Here is a 21,074-nt window from a genome sequence, read left to right on the forward strand (position 1 = left end):
GTGTAGGACGCAAACCATTAAAATCTAACCGCATTCCTTCCGTCAGACCCCAAAAGATCCCGGCTCTTCAAACGGTAGGACGGAGATTAATGAAGCAATCGTTATGAGACCTATCGAAATGTGATGATATATTTTTAACAGATCTACCGGCAGATGTGGAAAGCCAATAAGTTAAGGGAACATTCCAAAATATGAATAACGATCTAACGTTGAAATGCACGTTGTATACAGTCTACATGGGGTTTGTCAGATGAGATGACAACATAAAATACGTTACCGATACATGGCAATTCATATGCACGGTTATGAAGTTGTATTCACCAAATGCGAAAAGAACTGAAACATTTTACAAGGGTGTCCCGTCTGTAGGGATGAAAAGATGAAAAACAGGTTTTACTAATCATAATGGAGGTGCCCGGAAATGAAACATAAAAAAGGATTGGCTGCAACACTTGCGCTTTGCGTTTCTCTGACAGCAGGAGGTGCTTCGGTATTTGCATTTTCCGACATTAAGGATGAAGGTCAGAAGACCGTTGTTGATTCATTGAAATCGAAGGGGATTGTGAATGGAGTAACGGCAGATCTGTTCCGACCGGATGTGGCTTTGTCCGAACCGCAGGGAGTTCAATTGATTGTCAAAGCGTTTGGATTGAAAAATGCATATGCGGAAGCTTCCGCTCAGAATAAAATCAGTCCAAATACTTGGTATGCGGATGCTGTGCAAGCAGCCACTCAGAATGGCCTGTCCGTTCCGGTAGAAGTAAATCCGCAAGGCAAAATGACTAGGGAACAATTTGTTATTTTATTGCATGAGGGCATTAACACAACCGGTAATTATCCAGTGATTATGAAGTATAATGAGGTTAAGGACGAAAAAAAATTAAGTAAGGACGCTATATCTGCTGTCCAGAACCTGCTGAATATGAACATCATTGAACTGGACAAAGACGGAAACTTCCGCCCAGATCAGCCGCTTACTCGTATGGAGGCAGCAAGTATGATTTTCAATGCGCTTGAGTTTGTGGATCAGCACAGTGATAGCGGTTCAACTGAACCGGCTCCAACGAATCCTGGTGAAGGACAACAAGCCATCGTACCTGAGGTAACCATTAGCAAAGTCGATGACAAAACAAGTAAAGTAACCTTGACGGCCGAGATGCCACATCCGGGCTACGGATTAAAGATTGATGAAGTAAAACTGGAGCAGGATAAACTTGCTATTGTAAAATATTCAATCGTGCAACCTGACCCGGACATGATGTATCCAATGGTCATTACGAAAGTGACGGCCGAAGCCGAGATTCCAACAGGCTACACCGCTGAAGCACAGCCTTCTGGTAAGTAAATTAGTGTAGTAAATTTGCTCGCCTTACCTGCTGGTTGCTAGGAATGATAGAACCAGCTTGAGGAAAACCAGAAACTCAGAAAACCAAAACCAAAACCAGTACCCAAACCAGTACCAAAATCAGCACCAAAACCAGTACCCAGAAACTGTTTAACTGATCATACTCTCTATGAGAGGGTTCCAGTCAGATACCAGTCAAGGTACCTGGCTAGTATCTAATTATGAGGAAAGTTTGGGCAGGTTGTTTTGTATAATCAGGCTAGCCAGTAGTAACTGGCTGGTCTTTTTTATTGGGCGTAGAGACCCTGAGTGATGAGTGAGCTTGAAGCGCTAACGATCACCACAGAGCTTATTTTGGTGTAAATAGGGTGTTTTAAAATCTAACGATCCTCAGAGACGCTATTTCAGTAATTTAGCTAATTTTGCCCTGAAAAATAGCTAACAATCGGAGAATAAGGTTTCTGGTGATCGTTAGAATTCCAGTCAGGCAAAAAAAGGCTAAATAGCGTCTCCTGTGATCGTTAGAAACTTGGCAGCAGGGCGAGCTATGAACAGAAACCGGGTAGCACATGTTATTCAAACGGCAGTTAGCTCGGTATGATTCAAGTTTTGTTCTGCCAAAATCAACCGGTTGGGTTCTGAGCCAACATTCAACCGACTGGTCGGCCAGACCAATACACACATGTTTTAATCAAGTAGCAATCTTCCGTCATCATGCCACTGACCATATAGTTGATTTGCCTTCGTATGTTGGATGAACTTATCGAGCCGGCTTTGAAATAGCGCGGGCTGCTTCTTAACGCTTTGAATCGTGTCGATGCGCACTCGTTGATAAAGGAGAGGGAAGGCGGCGAAATGTTCCAGCACATGTCGGTCCTCAGTTAACCTCTGCTCAATCTCGGCATCGACAACAAAAGCTTCAGGATTCATGTCAGGTAGAACCTTTCTACCTGCATCCTGCATAAGACCTAGCCTTTCTAATCGGCGCACGCGCTCCTTATTCAGCTCCGTCCATAAGCTCTTGCGACTACGGGGAGATAAGCGTTGTAACAGTCGCCCATCGGAAGTTTTCTTTTTGACGCCATCAATCCAGCCGACACATAATGCTTCTTCAACAGCATCCAGATATAAAAGGGTATCCGGGCGTGGCTTCAAACTCACAGGAACCCAGCAGCAGGACTGCGTAGTTCCGTGCTCCTGTAACCATTGTCTTAACTCTTCTCTGGAAGTAAAGGTGAGTATTTTTTCAAGTGGAACAGGTGGCATCATATCCAAGACCTTTCATGTTGTATGGTATCTAAACCTTCATATTACAGTATATTTAACACCTTCACTGCATCATATCCAAAACTTTTTATCAGGCACACTGGAATTCAAGCATTAGAGAATTACTCGATTGTATTGGAGTTTTCGTACCAGAATCTAGAATAGTCATTCATGACAGAAGCATGGCCGAGCTGACGCAACATGGTGGAGATATTGCCTCGGTGATAGGTTCCGTGATTCACCAGATGTAGGATCATTTCTGCGAAACTGGTTTGACGCACCCCTGCAAAGGGATTGTTGAGCAGAAGCGTCTTCTCCAAATCCGTCTGCTGACTGAACCAATCCAGGTATTGAGTGGATAGTTCGGCATAACGCTCGAAATATGTTTCTATTGTGGCAAAGGTCTCCCCGTTACGCGGCATGCAGATTTGTAAAGCTTCAGGCATGCTGGTTCCGGTTAACACCAGGTACCACATCTGATCCACAGCATACATATGACTGAGCGCATGGGCGAGGGTAGGAAAGGAACTGTTCACCTCCTGATGCAGCACAGCGGCTGGCAACTCCTGTATACGTTGCATAATGATCTGTGAAGCCCAAACATGATAGTGATACATTTGTTCCGGATGATTCATGAAATATCGTCTCCTTTATTTTGGCGAATGATTGGATGGTCATAGTACCTCCCTTGTTGCTGTAATGAGTATAAAAAAAGAAGTATGACAACAGCATGTCATACTTCTTCTTTCACTTTATAAGACTTCCATTTCACAAGACTTCACCCGAACCTGTACCTCCACTTTAACGGCTAGTATGACTTCAACAATTGGGTTTGTCGTAACGTTTTAGAGCATTTCGTAGTTGAGTCTCTATAACGTCTCTCAGGGCCGCAGGTTCCAAAACCTCTGCGCCACTTCCCAAACTCAGCAAGAACGACCATAACCACGTGGCGTCGAGCGGTTTATAAACCTGAACGCGCATCGTCATACTGCCGTCCTCATGAAATTGTTTGTCTGCCTGCTGAAAATGATCCAATGCCTCCGCGAGTGCATCTGGATATACGCGGAATACCACATCTGTCATGATCTCCTGTGTCACAGGGGGAGTGAGGGACGACTCTTTCGAGACAAGAACATGTGGTTCAAAATGACGGTTGGTCAGATGCACGTTTAACATCCGTGACAGTCTGAATTCCCGATAATCCTGCCGGCTTCGGCAATATCCATACACATACCAGCTTCGGTATTTAAACTGCAATCGAACAGGTTCAATTTCTCGGGTCGTGCGCTCATTTTTGGAACTAATGTAATCAAACTGAACGACATGATATTGCATGATTCCTGCACGAAGATGCGAAAGCGAGTCAGGCTCAGTTCGATGCGTATTCAGGTCTACAGTTAAGTTTGGTCTCTCATGCTGGTCTCCAATCGTCTGCAAACGTTCGATTGTACCCTGTGCACGCACATCATTAAACACGGTCGAGAGGCTGGTCAGCACTGTAATCAAAGCATCCACATCATAGGAGCCGAGCAGACTTTTATCCATTTTATAACCGTCCATGATACCATAGCCGCCATTCATTCCCTGATGAGAAATAACCGGAAACCCTGCTGCACAGATCACATCAATATCCCGATAGATCGTTCTGGGGGATACTTGATATTCCTCCGCAAGTGTAGACGCGGACAACACCTCGTGATTGAGTAACTTGTAAATGATCGAGACTAACCGTTCCAGTTTCAAAAGAACCCCACCCGTCATCACTTTTCCAATACAGGCCATAAGTATATCACAGCAAGCGCAGGGACTAGCATGGACTTTCTCTAATCACTTTAACGGAAATGCAGTGCGTATATCTCGCCATTGATACTTATATGTTTGACTTGGGGTGAAAAAAAGATGACACCAGAGGCATTAAAAAAAGAGTGCAGATTCGCACTCTTCTAAAATAAGGAGCATCTTCAAGCAAATTCTCCAGTCAGATCCTGTCTAATCCTCCTGAACGTTATAAAGCACTCGTGCGAGCAGGCCTTGACCGTAATTGCCAAAACTTTTGCCGAAAATAGTCAAGCCGCGTTTGTTAACAGGGCCGTCGGTGACTGCGATGCGGAAGTGGATATCACTTTTATAATCCAGCTCGATATCTTCTAGTGTAACGTCCGAAATCTTGCATCCGTCGATGTAACTGCCTTCCTTCGTAATGCGAATCAGCTTCAGCATACCGTATTGATTCAGGTGTGGAGGCCACCAGTCTGGATTAAACGTGCCGCGTGTATCACCAAAATCACCTGGACTCGTCCAGAGACCGATCTTTTTGCCATTGATGTAAAAGTAAATATCCGATGGATAGTTGTCACAGAATCCAGGGGCTTCTGAACCCAGCTCCATGGACAGTTGAATCTCGCTAAACGTTTGATTGGGCTTGAGGTAGTTGGGAATACGGTATTCCAGATATCCTTCAGCCAGCCAGATCATCTCGGCATCGATCCGAAGCGGGTCGGCAAAATAGCGGGGGTCATCAAACTCCCCGATGATGCTGTCTTTGGTTGCAATCCCGCATGTTGGTGCGGCCTGATAGTCGCTGTAATGCCCAACCTGAATTTCTACCTCATACCGGTTGTGAATCTCCTGTGAACGGAGGTCGACCATTAATTTTTCCTCGTTAAGATAACAGATCTTCTGGATACCGTGTTTGCCAACAGCCGTATTAATCTCGATTAATCCGCTTTCCTCCAGCTTTTTGATATGCATTGTAATTGCACCGTTACTAAGTCCGAGCTTGGTCGCGAGGTCATTGAGATTAAGACTTTGGTTTCTGGCCAGTAGTTCAATAATCTGGATGCGAATTTCGGAACTGAGTGCTTTGAAAATATTCACACCTGACATCAGATCTTTAATATAAATCATAGGTGGATGTCCTTTCCCCGTTCTGAACAAAGCCTATGTTGGCAGACTTTTGCACATTTGACTGTTTTATTTCAGATAATTATAAATCATTACATGCTGGAAAGAAAGAGCTGAGAAAGGGAGATATACCCTACGTATACATTGAAAAATCTAAAAAAATCCTGTGATTTCAATCCCGATCTCTCAAAATAAAACATTGAATTAATTCATATATATTTGAAATATACCATTGAATTGTAATGTAACCGCTTTTATAATCCTATTATACTTAAATTGATTTAATACTTCATGAACCAAAGCAACCATTTAATCAGGAGAGGCGGCGTTCCGGTATGGAAAAGTTCAGTTCATGGAAAAAGTTGAGGAGTTTAGAGTGGAAGAAATTGAAGAGGCTGGAGTGGAAGACATGGAGGAGTTCCAAGTGGCAGACATGGAAGGATTCTAAAAGGGTGAAGGTGGCATCGGGCACAGGCGATCTAAGAGATTCAGGTCGTTTTAGTGGCTTGAGAAGCTCGAAGAATTCATCCAAAAGGCGTTGGGCTTTGCCTGCATTGCTGGTTCTGGTACTGGTGCTTGCAGGACAGTCGCGGGCTTTAGCTGCGTTTTGGAATCTGTCGGGAGATATCGCCGTTCATGATCCTACCCTCATCAAAGAGGGCAATTCATGGTACACCTTTTCCACGGGGCCAGGTATCCAGGTGTTGAAATCGGATAACGGAACGTCATGGTATCGTGTGCCTCAGATTTTTTTGAATGAACCGTCCTGGTGGAACTCGGCTGTCCCTGCCCAAAAAGACCTGGATGTATGGGCACCGGATGTTCAGCGGTATAACGGCAAAGTGTGGCTCTATTATTCCATTTCCACCTTTGGCTCCAACAGGTCTGCTATTGGTTTGGCGTCTGCAAACAGCGTTGGCGCAGGGCAATGGAAAGATGAGGGGCTTGTATTGCAATCCAATACATCGAATAACTACAACGCCATTGATCCGGAGCTGGTTATTGATGCTTCAGGCAATCCATGGCTGGCCTTTGGATCGTTTTGGAGCGGCCTGAAGATTGTAAAGCTGGACAAAAACACGATGAAACCGACGGGTAACATCTCCTCGATTGCAGCACGTCCGAACAATGGAGGAGCTATTGAAGCGCCAAGTATCGTTTACCGCAACGGGTACTATTATTTGTTTGCTTCGATTGACTCCTGCTGTAAAGGAGTGAACAGTACCTACAAAATGGTTTATGGCCGTTCGGCCAGCATTACAGGCCCCTATGTGGATAAAAACGGAGTTAACATGATGAACGGTGGTGGCACGATATTGGATACAGGCAATGTGAGATGGAAGGGCCCAGGCGGGCAGGACGTGGTTAACGGCAATCTAATCGTACGCCATGCCTATGATGCAACGGATAATGGCAATCCGAAACTGCTCATTAGTGATTTGTTATGGGACACGAATGGTTGGCCAAAATATTAGGTTTTTATTTTAGATAAATGTAAAATGTTTTAATAAAGTATTGACTAAATGGATCTGGATTTGATAAATTTAACAACAGAAATGTCGATTCATGGTATTGAATACGTTTACAAGTCCAGATCAGGAGGGGTTCATATGGTCAAGAAAAAGAGTTGGGTCACATTAATGCTGCTAATGTTGGTCAGTGCACTGGTGCTTGCAGGTTGTGGAGGGGGAAGCGGAAGTTCGAACGGAGATAAAGAACTGACGTTTATGTTCCGCGGCGGCACGGATGAGCAGAAAGCCTATCAGGCTGTCGTGAAAAAGTTTGAAGAAGAGCATCCGGGCGTCAAAGTTAAAATCATCGTTACCGCAGCGGATCAATACGCGACAAAACTTCGCGCGGCGATCACGGGTAACAGCATGCCTGACGTATTTTATTTTGCTCCAGGTGATATGAAGGCCTATGTCAACAGCAAGGTGCTAATGAACCTGACACCGTATATTGAGAAAAACAAAGAGATCAATCTGGATAATATCTGGAAGTATGGCGTTGACTTGTATCGTTACGATGGCAAGATGGCAGGGCAAGGTGACCTTTATGGCATGCCTAAGGATGTCGGGCCGTTTGCACTGGGGTATAACAAGACCCTTTTTGAAAAAGAAGGTATTCCACTCCCTGATAAAGACAAGCCGTATACGTGGGAAGAGTTCATCAAAGTGAATCAGCAAGCCACGAAAGATACCAATGGGGATGGTAAACCGGACGTATTCGGCACAGGTTTTAACGTTCAGTGGGCACTGCAATCTTTTGTATGGAGCAACGGTGCTGACTGGCTGGACGAGAGCAAAACCAAAGTAACGATTGATGATCCGAAATTTGCGGAAGCGTTACAGTTCTTTGCAGATATGCAGACCAAATACAAGATCACACCTTCCATTGAAGAGGCACAAACGCTCGATACATACCAGCGCTGGATGAAAGGTGAGATGGCTTTCTTCCCTGTAGGTCCATGGGATATGAGTACATTTGAAAAGCTTCCATTTGAATATGATCTGCTGCCTTTCCCGGCGGGATCAACAGGCAAATCGGCAACATGGATCGGTTCCCTCGGGATCGGTGTATCAGCCAAAACAAAATATCCGGAGGAAGCCGCTGCGCTGGTGAATTACCTTACGGCTTCTAAGGAAGGCATGAAACAACTGGTAGACGCGAAGGTACAGATTCCAAACTTGCTGGACATGGCAGACGAGTGGGCGAAAGACACTTCGACGAAACCGGCAAACAAACAGGAATTTATTGATATCGTGAAGGATTACGGACGTGCGTTGCCAGGCAACTATACGTACAACGCGGAGTGGTACGACATGTTCTTTACCGACATTCAGCCGGTACTCGATGGCAAGATGACCGCCGCAGACTATGTGAAGCAGCAACAACCGAAGATGCAGAAGCTGCTGGACAAAGCGGTGGAGCAGGAGAAAAAATCGCAAAACAAATAGATAGGAAAGATAGGATGCCAGCAGCCTGAACCGATGCTGCTGGCATTTGTTTGTTAGATGATATCAGATGAACTATTTTTTACACGTTGTAACGTAGGGGACAGAAAAAACCTGGAAGAGCGGGGCGTTCGCCTAAAGCTTTCTGAAAGAAAGCTGCATCGGAAGCATAAGCTTATCACCGGATTTTCCACTTTGGAAAAGGGAAGTAAAAAAACTGGGGATAACCGCTACTCTTCAAGTTATTCTGTCATCGGAGTGGACAGTGTAAACGCTTGAGATCAACTTTTATCTCCAGATTCCATACGAGCATGTGGCATGTATTGACCGGAACAGAGCAGAAGTAATCGTTCAAAAAGGCCAATCGATGTATGCCACATGCTGATCTTAGAAACAGGGGTGAACACGTGAATACGAAATCGAGTTTGTATCGCAAAGAGAAGATGTATGGATACTTGTTTATTTTGCCCCCCATTCTGGGGCTTGTGATCTTTGTTTTGTTCCCATTTCTTTATTCTCTCTATGGTTCGTTCACCGATTGGGACGGACTCGGGCAGATGAACTTTATCGGGCTTGCCAACTTTAAGGATTTGTTGACCGATGATCTTTTTTACAAGGCCATGTTTAATACGTTTTACCTGATGCTTGGTATTCCAATTGGTCTGTTGCTGGCACTATTACTGGCAATGGGGCTGAATCGTAAAATTCCAGGTACAACGACTTTTCGTGTGATCTATTACATACCGGTCATTTCTTCCTTGGCTGCGGTATCGATCATGTGGAACTGGGCGTACAACGGGGACTATGGTTTGGTGAACCAGTTCCTTGATCTGTTTGGTATTAAAGGACCCAACTGGCTGGCTAACAAAGATACGGTGAAACCTGCGCTGATCATCATGACCGTCTGGAAAGGTCTGGGTTATACGATGTTGTTATATCTGGCGGCACTGCAAAGTGTATCCCGTACCTATTACGAGGCCGCAGAGCTGGACGGTGCGAATGGGTTCCAGATTTTCCGTAATATCACCTGGCCGATGGTGAAGCCGGTAACCTTTTTCCTCGTGGTGACGAATATCATCGGGGGTTCGCAAATCTTTACGGAGATGAACATTATGACACCGACAGGCGGACCGGAGTATGCATCGGCTTCGATCGTCTTTTATATTTGGCAAAAGGCCTTTAGCAACCTGCAGATGGGTTACGCTTCAGCGATGGCTATGATTCTGGGTATCTTCATCTTTGTGATTACGCTTGTACAATTCAAACTTAACGAAAGATCAGCCTACGACGGGGATTGATGGGCGAGGAGAGGAGTGGAACGGAAGATGTCACATAGTCAAAGAAGGAAAGTAACCAATTCTATTATATTTATCGTTCTGTCCATCGGTGCGATTGCGATGATTGCGCCTTTGCTCTGGATGTTGTCCACCTCGCTCAAGGAGAAGCAGGATGTATTCGCGCTGCCGCCGGTCTGGATTCCGGAAGTATTTCGGTTTGATAAATATAAAGAGATCTGGGAAGCGGGCCCACTGCTCAGTGGTATCAAAAACAGTCTCATTATAGCCCTTAGTGTGACGGTTGTGGGCACATTTACATCGAGTCTCGCTGCATTTGCTTTTGCCAAATTAAGATTTCCGCATAAAAATAAACTGTTTCTCGCTCTGCTGGCCTCGATGATGATTCCGTATCCAACGGTCATGATTCCACAATTTATGATGTTCTCGAAGCTGGGCTGGGTAGATACCTTGCTGCCGCTCATTGTTCCGGGGCTGTTCGGGAATGTCATTATGATCTTTTTCCTGCGGCAATACCTGCTTAGTGTACCGGATGCGATCATTGAGGCGGCGAAAATCGACGGAAGCTCCTATTTCCGGTTGTATTCCAGTATTACGTTTCCGCTGATCAAACCTGCCGTGGCTGCACAGCTGATTCTCTGGTTCATGGGCATCTGGAACGATTATCTGGCACCGATTATTTATCTGAATTCACCTGAAAAACAGACGTTACAGCTCGTTATTGCAAACTTTAACGCGACCTATGCGATTCAAACGGATTATCCGCTCATTATGGCGGCGTCCATTGTGGCTCTGCTGCCTGTTCTGATCATTTTCCTGATCTTCCAGAAGCAGATTATCGAATCGGTTGCGATTTCAGGGGTCAAAGGGTGATGGGAATGAAAAGTTGGAGAGTGAGGAAAGAACCGAAGGAACGAGAAGAGTGGAAGGAAGCAAAAGAACGAGAAGAAGAGATGAATGAAATGGAAGAACGAAAAGGACGGAAAGAGCATAAATATCGAAAATATTGGACGTGGCCAAAAGGGCGACATAGTGCAAGGAAGGGAGTTGCGGTATTGATGTTACTGATGCTTCTAGGTACGGTAGGCTGTGCAGATGGCGGGGACATGGCGAAACCTCCGGTTTTTCCGGAAGCTCCGCAGGAACCAAAAATGTATGATCTTTCGATTCTGGACGATGAATCCAAGTGGACGGTTAACAATGCACATGATCCTGCGATTATCAAGACAGACCAGGGCTACTATGTATATTCCACAGACGTTCGAGTAGCGGGGGAACCGAAACCAGGCGTAATGGTACGAAAATCGGATGATTTGATCAACTGGAAATGGGTCGGGCAGGCTTTGCCAGGTATCCCGAAGGAAGCACTGGACTGGACAGGAGCAACGAATCTGTGGGCGCCGGATATTATTAAATCTGGGGATACGTATCGACTGTATTATTCAGCTTCAAGCTTTGGTAGTACACAGTCAGCGATTGGGTTGCAAACCTCCAAGTCTCCCGAGGGGCCATGGAAGGATGAGGGACTGGTTGTGAAGACGGCTGGTCAGGAAAAGGACGGCCTGAATGCCATTGATGCCAATCCGGTGCTCGATGCACTAGGCAACCTGTGGATGGTATATGGTTCATTTTTCGACGGGATCTATATTGCACCGCTTGATCCGGACACGGGTAAGTTTAAGGAAGAAGGATACGGGACCCGCATCGCAGCCAGGGATCGTGCAACCGAAGAGGGCGCAGTCGAAGGGCCATATATTGTGTATAATCCCGAGTTTCAAAAGTACTATTTATTCGTTTCCTATGATTCTCTGTTCGAAGACTATAACGTGCGTGTGGCTCGTGCCGACTCCATTACCGGGCCTTATACGGATATCAATGGCAACAAGATGTTGGATACAGAGCACCTGCCACAGTATGAAATTGGCACCAAAATATTGGGAGGATACCGATTCTCCGAGGGAGAGGGCTGGGTTGCTCCTGGACATAATTCCGTGCTGAAGGATGGCGATGATTATTACATCGTGCATCATGCACGAGGAGAGACCGATAAAAACTGGCCGTATCTGCATGTTCGCAAAATGCTTTGGACGAAGGACGGCTGGCCTGTCGTGTCGCCTGAACGTTATGCTGGAGAAACCGCGCAAGATATTCCGCAATCGATGATTGCCGGAACGTGGGAAGGTATGGTGCTTGATTCGTCTGTAAATGGACAGGTGCAGGCAGTACCCTATACGCTGACGAGCAAAGGCAAAATCGAAAGCGAGAACGGTTCAGGAACCTGGACATTTGATGGCAAGCAAACGTTAACGCTGACGTGGAAGGAAAGCCCATGGGGCGGCGCATCCACGGAAGAGCTAAAACTGCTCCCATCCTGGGATTGGGAGCGAAGCCAGCCTGCGCTGGTAGTCACCGGCCTGAACGACCGCGGCATCGCGGTCTGGGGCAAACAAATTAGCGCAGCTGAGAAATAGACCGCTGACCCCGTAGGGTGGTCAGCGAGAGGCACGTTGACCCTGCAAAGCGGTCAACACCATCTCGGGCTTTGAGCCATCTTAAAGGCTCGAAGCCCGATGTGTGCCAGCGCGAGTGAAAACATCACGAGCAACCAGCGCAGAGTGGCACAAGCAGTGAGAGGGAGGAAGGAGCCGTGGGTGTGAGTTTGGCATCCGATTTCCACCGCCGGGAGCGGTGAGTGGAAGAAATCGGAGGTCAAGGAGAGCACCAAGCCCCTGCCACCCGCGAACGCCCGCTGTGCTTAAGCGGCATTGGGGCACAAGCAGTGAGAGGGAGGAAGGAGCCGCGAGTGCGAGTTTGCCATCCGATTTCCACCGCCGAGAACGGTGAGTGGAAGAAATCGGAGGTCAAGGGGAGCATCAAGGCCCTATCGCCCATGAACGTCCGCTATGCTTGAAGCGGCATTGGGGCACCAGCAGTGAGAGGGAGGAAGGGAGCCGCGAGTGCGAGTTTGCCATCCGATTTCCACCGCCGGGAGCGGTGAGTGGAAGAAACCGGAGGTCAAGGAGAGCACCAAGGCCCTATCGCCCGTGAACGTCCGCTGTGCCTGAGCACTGTCACGGGGAGAGTTGACCCGGCAAAGCGGTCAACGCCATAAGCTATCGAGCCAACCCGAAGGCTCGAAGTCGATGTGTGCCAGCGAGCGAAAACATCGCGAGCGACAGTGCGGAAGGGCACTAGCAGTGAGGGGGAGGGAGGAGCCGAGTATGCGAGTTTGCCATCCGATTTCCACCGCCGAGAGCGGTGAAAGGAAGAAATCGGAGGTCAAGGGGAGCATCAAGACCCTGCCGCCCACGAACGTCCGCTGTGCCCCTCTAGCCCTACTTTCCATATTTTCAATCAGGACACATTATAGATTCAAGCTATACACTCACATATGAAAGGGGTTCATTTCCATGACCAATTCCATTACATTTACCAATCCCATGCTGGAGCAGCGCGCTGATCCTTGGGTGTACCGTCATACAGACGGGTACTATTATTTTTCTGCTTCCGTACCAGCCTTTGACCGAATTGAAATCCGGCGCGCGGAGACACTGGAGGCTTTAAGAGAAGCTGAAGCAGTGACCGCTTGGACAAAGCGCGAGACAGGGCCCATGAGTGCTAATATCTGGGCACCCGAAATTCATTTTATCGATGGAAAATGGTACATATACTTCGCTGCGGCTCATACAAGTGAAACCAACGACGGTTTGTTTGATCATCGTATGTACGTGCTGGAGAATGATTCTGTTAATCCGCTTGAAGGAAAGTGGGAGGAGAAAGGGCAGATTCGAACCAAATGGGAGAGCTTTGCGTTAGATGCTACGACCTTTGAACACAGAGGTATTCGTTATCTGGTCTGGGCACAGAAAGACCCGAGCATTGACGGCAATTCGAACCTTTACATTTGTGAAATGGAAAATCCGTGGACACTGCGCGGGGAACAGGTCATGATTACGACACCTGAATACGATTGGGAGATCATCGGGTATAAAGTCAATGAAGGCGCAGCCGTACTCCATCGAAATGGTCGTCTGTTTATCAGTTACTCAGCCAGTGCAACCGATCATCATTATTGTATGGGACTGCTTACGGCGGATGAAGATGCCGATCTGCTTGATCCGGCAAGCTGGGTGAAATCACCCGAACCGGTATTCCAGACTTGTGAAGAGAATGGACAATATGGCCCGGGACATAACAGCTTTACCGTTTCGCCAGATGGAAAAACCGATATTCTGATCTATCATGCGCGCAACTACAAAGAGATTGACGGAGATCCGCTCTACGATCCGAACCGTCATGCTCGGGCACAGATCATTCATTGGAATGAAGATGGAACGCCGAACTTTGGTATTCCGGTTCCCGATGGTCAGTCCGTGGCAGAGGTGAAGTAGTTTCATTTTGGATATAGAATAAGAGATGAGAGTCTTTTGTTAGCAGATCTTGCTGACAATGGGCTCTTTTTGATATGAATGATTCAGGAAAAGGTTATCTAAACAGTGTGGAGTTCAAATTTTAATTAAGAAAGTTTAGATCGTGAAGCAACCGAAGAGAGGCAGAAGCGTATACCATTACATCGAAAAAAATGAATCAACAGAATGTAAACGGAATTACTTATCACTTATTACTTTTTGTTTAAAGCCTTGAACGTGGTATGCGGATTTCTAACGATCACAGGAGACGCTATTTAGCCGTTTTTCGCCTGATTGAAATTCTAACGATCTCAGGAGAGCTTATTTGTGGGATTTGATATGAAAAAGGACATTTATTATGCGTTTTCAGTGAAATAAGGTTTGTGGTGATCGTTAGAATTGGAGAAAGCCCGATATCGGTCAAATAAGCTCAACTGAGATCGTTAGACTAAACTGAGTGCACGTAAAAACCTAAAACCTAAAACCTAAAACCTAAAACCGAAACCAAAACCAAAACCAAAACCAAAACCAAAACCAAAACCAAAACCAAAAAACTCTAATTGAACTGATTCCACATATTCGACTTTTCGTTATAAAGCGTTAAGCTGAGAATGAAATGAACTAGGTTATGTTCAAAATTTTGGGATCACACTAAAACTTGTTAGGAGGATTACATATGGAATCACGCGAGACGTTGGATGGGGAACTGGAGCAGATTTTAAAATGGGAGAAGGAACAGAAGGATCTGTTCATATGGGACAAGATTGGGCGTTTGCCATTTGCCATGCTGGATAAAGTGATGCCGAAAGCGATCAAACAAAAGATTGGCGACGCTCTGAACGAAGTGGGCCAGTATTTGCAAACGGGTGGCAAGTTCCTTGTTCAGAAGAAAAAAGTGTCCAAGCTCCTGCGAGAGGAAGCCGAGCGCTCGGGTTACCCTATTACAACCGATTACATCTACCGATTAGAACAGGATACAGATACAGGTACAGGTACAGAGAACACGGCCCAAATTCAGAGTGTGGAAAAAATACCACTTGAGGTGCTGGATCGCGTGGCGGATAACATTACCGAAAGTCGAAGCAAGTTTGCTGCGGCACAAGGGGCCGCGACTGGATTTGGCGGAATTGTTACGATTGCAGCTGACATTCCGCTCGTTATGGGACTATCCCTAAAAGTGCTGCAGGAGATGGCGCTGTGTTATGGTTATGATCCCGATGACCCGCTGGAGCGCGTCTTTATTGTGAAATGTCTGCAGTTCTCTTCTGCCGATATTGTAGGCAAAAAAGCGATCATTGATGAGCTAGCTGATTACGATAATCCAGACAAGCAAGTTGAAGTGATCTCTCAAATGCAGGGATGGCGTGAAGTGTTCAACTCATATAGTGAGTCTTTTGGCTGGAAAAAGTTATTCCAGTTGATACCCGTTGCGGGGATGATCTTTGGTTCGGTCAGTAACAAAAATACAATTCAGGACGTCGCTGAGGCAGGCAAAATGCTGTACAAAAAACGGCTGATTCTGCAGCGTCTGAAATAGAAGGTCAACCGTGCTGCTTAGGATGTATTATCGTGGATATTGATATGCTTAACAATTCTTACAAGTTGAGAAAGATAGATTCATTATATATGGACTAGGTTTCAAGTATTCTCCCTGCTGCTTGAAGTAGGTTCCGAATCAGTCAGGTACGAAATGTATAATGACATCCGCAAACGTTGAAAGAGGCTCCAGCCGATCTGTATGACCCAGATACGGACAGGAGCCTCTTAGCAATGGTTAATTTAGAATGATAGTCGAGTTTTTTAGGTTTTCCCAAAAAATCTTATTCATATATTGGCTGATCCCGATGCGCTATCCTAGAAGAAAGCTTCCAGACAATCGGTATATCCAATACTGAGAAACTACGATGAGGAAAAGCCCTCCAATGAGTTTGCCATTGATTACAGCTCTCCAATTGTAGGGACCTTCCTCTTTAGCCCCTGCCATAAATCCAAAAATAATGAGGAAAACGCCTATCACGAAACTTAATTGTGAAAGGATAAGTATTACACCAGCGACCATGATAAAAACCCCCGATGAAGTGAGTGGAAAACGAACTACTCTTTACTGCCGTTTTCTTGTGCCCAGCGATGAAGCAACTTGTCAGATGGTAGCAGGAACGTAAAGATACCGATCAGCGGAAGGAAGCTGCATATCTGCATGACGGGTGATACGCCGAAGACATCGATCCAGTTACCGAGCACGAGTGCGCCCAGACCTCCCATGCCAAAGGCAAGGCCAGTAATTAGACCGGAAACGGTTCCGATTTTGCCTGGAATAAGCATCTGGGCGTATACCACAGTAACCGAGAAGCTGGATAACATGATAAAGCCAATAATCGTCAGCAGCACGCCCGTCCAGAACAAGTTGGCATAAGGTAACAGCAACGCAAGCGGTGCGGCTCCAGCCATCGACAGAAAGATCATATTGCGTTTACCAAATCGGTCTGCGAGCGGGCCACCAAAGAACGTACCTAGTGCACCAGCAGCCAGGAAGAGGAAAATATAAATTTGAGCGTCCTCCGTGGATAAACCAAATGTATCTTTCAGATTAAAGGCATAAAAGCTGCCGATTGAAGCTACGTACCACGAACGGACAAATACAAGCAGAATCAGGATCGTAATTGCGGCAGCAATCTTTTGACGCAAAGCTGGATTGGGAGCGCGACGGGCAGCCGCTTGTTTACGCAAATAGGAACCGGATTGCAACATCTGTCCATACCAACGTGCGACATAAAGTTGTACGGCAATTCCCATCGCGGCAATGCCAGTAAAACCGATGGCACCAAACAGCCCAAACGGGATGAAAATCCAGCGTGTCAGTAGCGGTGCAAGGGATTGTCCAGCATTACCGCCTACCTGAAAAATAGACTGTGCCAGTCCGCGGCGCTGGCCTGCAGCCATATGGGATACCCGCGAGCCTTCCGGATGGAAAGCCGCGGAGCCGAGTCCGACAAAAATAACAGAGATGAGCACCATCATATAACTGTCGGCAAAGGCGAGCAGCAGCATGCCCGTAAACGTGAAACCCATGCCGATGGGCAGGATCGAAGGAGTAGGTTTTTTATCAGCAAACCAGCCGACAACAGGCTGCATAATCGATGCGGTAAAGTTGATCGCAAAAGCGATCCAGCCGATCTGAGTGTACGTTAAATGCATGGAGTCTTTTAAGATCGGAAATATTGCCGGAATGACAGACTGAATGGAATCGTTGAACAGATGCACCAGACTGATGGCAATAAGTATCCGGTATACGGTGCCTTGGGCATCCAATCCGGGTGGGGCTTTCGAACGCGCTGCGGCGTCCTTGGCTAATGAGGTTTGTGTAGACATGTTCAGTTCTCCTTTGGTCGCGGTCACGAGGGATCAGCGCCTATGTTAGATTCTATGCAATTAAGCATATTGTTACATAATAGGATAGATTGCAAGAAGCGACAAGGGGAACAGTAGAGAAAGGATAGTGGAATCAATATAATGGTGTAAACGATGAGAGTACAAATCAGATAAACAGATAAGCCGGATATACGGATTATCACTAATTGTGGCATTATATATTCTAATGAAAGCAACCTTATAGGCTTGCTTTAAGAAGATGTCCACGAGTTGGATTATGTGGTATAATTTGTTACAACAACAGAATGGCTTGAATAGGCGGTCGGCTAGTCTCCTGTGTAAGGAGGTGATGCCTGTGGAGATGAAAGATGTACTGACGCTGATGATCAGTTTTGCGGGGTTTACAGTAACCTTGATTGGACTGGTCGTAACGATCGTCATTGCATTGAATAATCAAAACAAAAAGAAATAGACCGCCCCGACTAAGGTAATGGTCTATTTCAGTTACCGGTTACAGCCACCGCCCTTGAAAGCGGCTGTTGTAAAAGAGTGAGGATGTTGACGCATCCTTACTCTTTTTATTTTATCCTTGTTGACTACAGTTTATCACAACATTTCCTAAAACTCCACATGTGCAATACTGACTTTTGATCTGTTTCGCACTCGTTTCTTCAAGGTTGAACGTTAAAATCATTGTAAAGATAATCCAGAATTCATCGTTTCAAACCGTGAAAGCAGGACTGCTTCAGCCTTGAAGAGTCCCGCTATTAATAGTATCTACAGATTCATATCAGCGATTATCAATTGTCTCCGGATTCATGTCATGGTTCATCATGCGGTGCTCGGCCATCTGCTCGTATTTTGTTCCCGGTTTGCCATAGTTGGTGTATGGATCGATAGAGATGCCGCCGCGCGGGGTGAATTTGCCCCAAACTTCAATGAAGCGCGGGTCCATCAGCTTGATCAGGTCGTTCATAATAATGTTCACGCAGTCCTCGTGGAAATCGCCATGATTGCGGAAGCTGAACAGGTACAGCTTGAGCGACTTGCTCTCAACCATTTTGATATCGGGAATATAACTAATGTAGATCGTTGCAAAGTCAGGTTGACCCGTAATTGGGCACAGACTGGTGAACTCCGGGCAGTTGAATTTCACAAAATAATCACGGTACGGATGCTTGTTATCAAAGCTCTCCAGAATACCCGGATCATACTCAAACGTATATTTCACATTCTGGTTACCCAGCAATGTTACATCTTGCATCTCATCAGGTTGTCTCATAGGGTACAAACACTCCTCTTATTCAATCGAAGCCGCAGGCCTCGTATTATCATCTCATATATATTTAAACCCCGCGTTTATTCCCCCATACCAGCGTATGAAGCTGCGGAAGCACGCGCACGTTGTTCAGATCGTCCGAGGCACTTACCTGATTAATCAGCCATTCGTAACGCTCCAGCAACGAAGCCGCCAGATCCGGCGTGTCCGCCGAAGAAACATCCGGGTTCCCCGTTTGTAAAAATAAAGCCGTGCCCGGATACCGTGCATGCACACGGCGGGCATAGTTCAGGTCTGTCTGATCGAAGATCACGATCTTCAGACTATGGCTTCGATCCGCCGGGCCAGCAGCCAGGCGGCTGATTACATCGTCCAGCACAGCCCAGTCGGTGTCCATGCCTGAGCTGGGTGGCTTGGGCGAGACGGTGACTTCGTCAACGTCTGCCAGCCATGACTGCCAGCGTGAACCCTGCGTCTCCACCGCGGTGCGGACGCCATGCTCACGCAGCAGGGCAACCAGCCCGCCCAGCGAGGCCAGCAGGGCGGGGTTGCCGCCGGAGAGGGTCACATGGGAGAAACGCGTGCCGCCCAGGCGGCGCAGTTCATCCCATACCGCCTCCGGCGTCAACATGCGAATCTGGTCCTTGCCGCTGCCGTCCCAGGTAAAGGCCGAGTCGCACCAGGAGCAGCGATAATCGCAGCCCGCGGTGCGCACAAACATCGTTTTTTGCCCGATGACCATGCCTTCGCCTTGAACGGTCGGACCAAAAACCTCCATGACAGGGATACGTGCTTCCTTACTCATCGATCATCCACTCCCGTCTTGCTTCGGCATAACTGGTCGGGGTCTCGAAGAGACGCACAAATTCAGTGCGTGCACCGTCTGTGAGCCCGGCGTAAGGCTCAGTCTGCAGAGCATGTTCCATCTGCTCGAACAGCCAAACGACCATGTTTTCAGCCGTCGTATTCATGAGAGGAAGTGTTTCATTCAGATATTGATGATCCAGATAACCTTCAATACGGCTTTTCCAGATGTCTTTGATATGTCCAAAATCAACCGTCAGCCCGGTTTCACCCGGATAACCGCTGATGCCAAAAACGACTTTATACGTATGTCCGTGCAAGTTTTTGCATTTGCCTTCATAACAGTGCAGATGATGCGCTGCATCAAAGGTAAATTCTTTACTGACCAGCACCCGTTTCCGGTGATATCTCAGCTGTGTGGGCAGAATATCCTGATCTATTCGCTGCAACCGTTCAACGATTCGAAATGTTCCAGGCTCTCTCATCGCGCGTCCACTCCAGTGGAGGGAGTACTCGTATGAGCAACTGCACGCTCCTGAACATAACGATCCAGTCCGGCTTTACGTAGCTTACATGCAGGGCAGTCACCACACCCGTCACCGATGACGCCGTTATAACAAGTCAGAGTACGTTCACGTACATAATCGAAAGCCCCCAGTTCGTCGGCCATTTTCCACGTTGCTGCTTTGTCGAGCCACATCAATGGCGTGTGAATAACAAATGGGTAGTCCATCGACAGATTGAGAGTTACATTCATCGACTTTACAAATGAATCCCGGCAATCGGGATATCCGCTGAAGTCCGTCTCGCAGACACCTGTAACCAGGTGACGGGCGCCTTTTTGTTTTGCCAAAATCGCTGCAAAGCTCAGGAACAGCAAGTTCCGTCCATCCACAAACGTACTTGGCAGTTCGCCTTCTTCATGAGTAATTTCCACGTCAGAACGTGTGAGTGCATTCGGAGCAAGTTGGTTAAGCAAGCTCATATCTAGTACAGTCTGCTGCACACCCAGATCCTTCGCAATCGATGCTGCGCATTCAATCTCCAATTTATGGCGCTGCCCGTAATCAAATGTAACCACTTCAACTTCGGCGAATTGTTTTTTCGCCCAGAACAAACACGTTGTGCTGTCCTGACCGCCACTAAATACAACGACAGCTTTTTCATTGTTCAACATAAAAAAACCTCTCCATCTTCTTGAGATCACCCCCTGCAATGAAGCAAAGAGTGTCGGAAGAACAGAGAAGTTCATGAACTGGCATCCATCAAAAAACACACCTTCTTGATAACCGCTTTAAAAAAAGCAGCTATAAGCAAGTGTCCTTAGTTTTTTACGCACACCGCGTCAGACCGTATCCTTTTACAACTTAAGCCTTATGCCTAAAGCATGTAAAAACTACGTGTAGTCACGGAAATCAGTACGCAAGACTGTAGCGACCATACACAGGT

At 46.7% G+C, this 21,074-nt stretch carries 18 protein-coding genes; 9 read left to right on the top strand and 9 right to left on the bottom strand.

Annotation, left to right across the window (positions count from 1 at the left end; translation table 11 throughout):
- The first annotated feature begins 421 nt into the window (after positions 1-421).
- Positions 422-1,345, top strand: coding sequence for an S-layer homology domain-containing protein (locus tag AB4Z30_RS11020; protein ID WP_441926158.1), 924 nt, complete (start codon positions 422-424; stop codon positions 1,343-1,345).
- Between the two features lie 687 nt (positions 1,346-2,032).
- Here AB4Z30_RS11020 and AB4Z30_RS11025 read toward each other — a convergent pair.
- The 4 genes from AB4Z30_RS11025 to AB4Z30_RS11040 form a co-directional block, all read right to left on the bottom strand.
- A complete protein-coding gene (locus AB4Z30_RS11025) occupies positions 2,033-2,614 on the bottom strand; it encodes a YdeI/OmpD-associated family protein (protein WP_441926160.1) in 582 nt (193 codons plus the stop codon).
- A gap of 119 nt (positions 2,615-2,733) precedes the next feature.
- Entirely contained in the window at positions 2,734-3,246 is a 513-nt protein-coding gene (locus AB4Z30_RS11030; RefSeq protein WP_441926162.1) for a DinB family protein, read from the bottom strand.
- Between the two features lie 184 nt (positions 3,247-3,430).
- Positions 3,431-4,354 (bottom strand): helix-turn-helix transcriptional regulator, encoded by a 924-nt coding sequence (locus tag AB4Z30_RS11035; RefSeq protein ID WP_441926164.1) that lies wholly within the window; start codon positions 4,352-4,354, stop codon positions 3,431-3,433.
- Positions 4,355-4,600: 246 nt separating this feature from the next.
- Positions 4,601-5,518: an ArsR/SmtB family transcription factor gene (locus AB4Z30_RS11040; RefSeq protein WP_441926166.1), complete on the bottom strand. Its 918-nt coding sequence runs from the start codon at positions 5,516-5,518 to the stop codon at positions 4,601-4,603.
- 542 nt (positions 5,519-6,060) lie between these two features.
- Here AB4Z30_RS11040 and AB4Z30_RS11045 point away from each other — a divergent pair.
- From AB4Z30_RS11045 to AB4Z30_RS11075, 7 genes are all read left to right on the top strand, one after another.
- Positions 6,061-6,990 (top strand): glycoside hydrolase family 43 protein, encoded by a 930-nt coding sequence (locus tag AB4Z30_RS11045; protein WP_441926616.1) that lies wholly within the window; start codon positions 6,061-6,063, stop codon positions 6,988-6,990.
- Between the two features lie 135 nt (positions 6,991-7,125).
- The gene (locus AB4Z30_RS11050; protein ID WP_441926168.1) at positions 7,126-8,472 is read left to right on the top strand and encodes an ABC transporter substrate-binding protein; all 1,347 of its coding nucleotides are present in this window, start codon (positions 7,126-7,128) and stop codon (positions 8,470-8,472) included.
- A gap of 404 nt (positions 8,473-8,876) precedes the next feature.
- On the top strand, positions 8,877-9,767 hold the full coding sequence (locus AB4Z30_RS11055; protein ID WP_441926170.1) for a carbohydrate ABC transporter permease: 891 nt from the start codon (positions 8,877-8,879) through the stop codon (positions 9,765-9,767).
- A gap of 27 nt (positions 9,768-9,794) precedes the next feature.
- Positions 9,795-10,637: a carbohydrate ABC transporter permease gene (locus AB4Z30_RS11060; RefSeq protein ID WP_434752590.1), complete on the top strand. Its 843-nt coding sequence runs from the start codon at positions 9,795-9,797 to the stop codon at positions 10,635-10,637.
- Between the two features lie 182 nt (positions 10,638-10,819).
- Positions 10,820-12,235: an arabinan endo-1,5-alpha-L-arabinosidase gene (locus AB4Z30_RS11065; RefSeq protein WP_441926618.1), complete on the top strand. Its 1,416-nt coding sequence runs from the start codon at positions 10,820-10,822 to the stop codon at positions 12,233-12,235.
- A 939-nt stretch (positions 12,236-13,174) separates the two neighbouring features.
- Entirely contained in the window at positions 13,175-14,155 is a 981-nt protein-coding gene (locus tag AB4Z30_RS11070) for a glycoside hydrolase family 43 protein (protein ID WP_441926173.1), read from the top strand.
- A gap of 694 nt (positions 14,156-14,849) precedes the next feature.
- The gene (locus tag AB4Z30_RS11075; RefSeq protein WP_441926175.1) at positions 14,850-15,710 is read left to right on the top strand and encodes an EcsC family protein; all 861 of its coding nucleotides are present in this window, start codon (positions 14,850-14,852) and stop codon (positions 15,708-15,710) included.
- A gap of 557 nt (positions 15,711-16,267) precedes the next feature.
- Here the strand turns inward: AB4Z30_RS11075 and AB4Z30_RS11080 are convergent.
- Positions 16,268-17,542 (bottom strand): MFS transporter, encoded by a 1,275-nt coding sequence (locus tag AB4Z30_RS11080; RefSeq protein ID WP_441926177.1) that lies wholly within the window; start codon positions 17,540-17,542, stop codon positions 16,268-16,270.
- Between the two features lie 355 nt (positions 17,543-17,897).
- Between AB4Z30_RS11080 and AB4Z30_RS11085 the strand changes: the two genes are divergently transcribed.
- Positions 17,898-18,014, top strand: a complete 117-nt coding sequence (locus AB4Z30_RS11085) for a putative holin-like toxin (protein ID WP_441926179.1) — start codon at positions 17,898-17,900, stop codon at positions 18,012-18,014.
- Positions 18,015-18,332: 318 nt separating this feature from the next.
- Here AB4Z30_RS11085 and queF read toward each other — a convergent pair whose 3' ends face one another.
- From queF to queC, 4 genes are all read right to left on the bottom strand, one after another.
- Entirely contained in the window at positions 18,333-18,824 is a 492-nt protein-coding gene (queF, locus tag AB4Z30_RS11090; protein WP_110897191.1) for a preQ(1) synthase, read from the bottom strand.
- A 64-nt stretch (positions 18,825-18,888) separates the two neighbouring features.
- A complete protein-coding gene (gene queE / locus AB4Z30_RS11095) occupies positions 18,889-19,626 on the bottom strand; it encodes a 7-carboxy-7-deazaguanine synthase QueE (protein WP_441926182.1) in 738 nt (245 codons plus the stop codon).
- Positions 19,619-20,110, bottom strand: coding sequence for a 6-carboxytetrahydropterin synthase QueD (gene queD, locus AB4Z30_RS11100; protein ID WP_090918382.1), 492 nt, complete (start codon positions 20,108-20,110; stop codon positions 19,619-19,621). The genes queE and queD overlap by 8 nt, the downstream gene beginning before the upstream one ends.
- Positions 20,107-20,799 carry a 7-cyano-7-deazaguanine synthase QueC gene (queC, locus tag AB4Z30_RS11105; RefSeq protein ID WP_441926620.1) on the bottom strand — a complete coding sequence of 231 codons (693 nt, stop codon included), beginning with the start codon at positions 20,797-20,799 and terminating at the stop codon, positions 20,107-20,109. The genes queD and queC overlap by 4 nt, the downstream gene beginning before the upstream one ends.
- Between the last annotated feature and the right edge of the window lie 275 nt (positions 20,800-21,074).

Origin of the sequence: Paenibacillus sp. 2TAF8 (assembly GCF_052114825.1) — a bacterium.
Classification (GTDB): domain Bacteria; phylum Bacillota; class Bacilli; order Paenibacillales; family Paenibacillaceae; genus Paenibacillus.

Bases quoted from the DNA above. Each gene is read 5' to 3' on its own strand.
- AB4Z30_RS11020 (WP_441926158.1), top strand. From the start codon at position 422: ATGAAACATAAAAAAGGATTGGCTGCAACACTTGCGCTTTGCGTTTCT.
- AB4Z30_RS11025 (WP_441926160.1), bottom strand. From the start codon at position 2,614: ATGATGCCACCTGTTCCACTTGAAAAAATACTCACCTTTACTTCCAGA.
- AB4Z30_RS11030 (WP_441926162.1), bottom strand. From the start codon at position 3,246: ATGAATCATCCGGAACAAATGTATCACTATCATGTTTGGGCTTCACAG.
- AB4Z30_RS11040 (WP_441926166.1), bottom strand. From the start codon at position 5,518: ATGATTTATATTAAAGATCTGATGTCAGGTGTGAATATTTTCAAAGCA.
- AB4Z30_RS11050 (WP_441926168.1), top strand. From the start codon at position 7,126: ATGGTCAAGAAAAAGAGTTGGGTCACATTAATGCTGCTAATGTTGGTC.
- AB4Z30_RS11060 (WP_434752590.1), top strand. From the start codon at position 9,795: ATGTCACATAGTCAAAGAAGGAAAGTAACCAATTCTATTATATTTATC.
- AB4Z30_RS11070 (WP_441926173.1), top strand. From the start codon at position 13,175: ATGACCAATTCCATTACATTTACCAATCCCATGCTGGAGCAGCGCGCT.
- AB4Z30_RS11075 (WP_441926175.1), top strand. From the start codon at position 14,850: ATGGAATCACGCGAGACGTTGGATGGGGAACTGGAGCAGATTTTAAAA.
- AB4Z30_RS11080 (WP_441926177.1), bottom strand. From the start codon at position 17,542: ATGTCTACACAAACCTCATTAGCCAAGGACGCCGCAGCGCGTTCGAAA.
- queF (WP_110897191.1), bottom strand. From the start codon at position 18,824: ATGAGACAACCTGATGAGATGCAAGATGTAACATTGCTGGGTAACCAG.
- queE (WP_441926182.1), bottom strand. From the start codon at position 19,626: ATGAGTAAGGAAGCACGTATCCCTGTCATGGAGGTTTTTGGTCCGACC.
- queD (WP_090918382.1), bottom strand. From the start codon at position 20,110: ATGAGAGAGCCTGGAACATTTCGAATCGTTGAACGGTTGCAGCGAATA.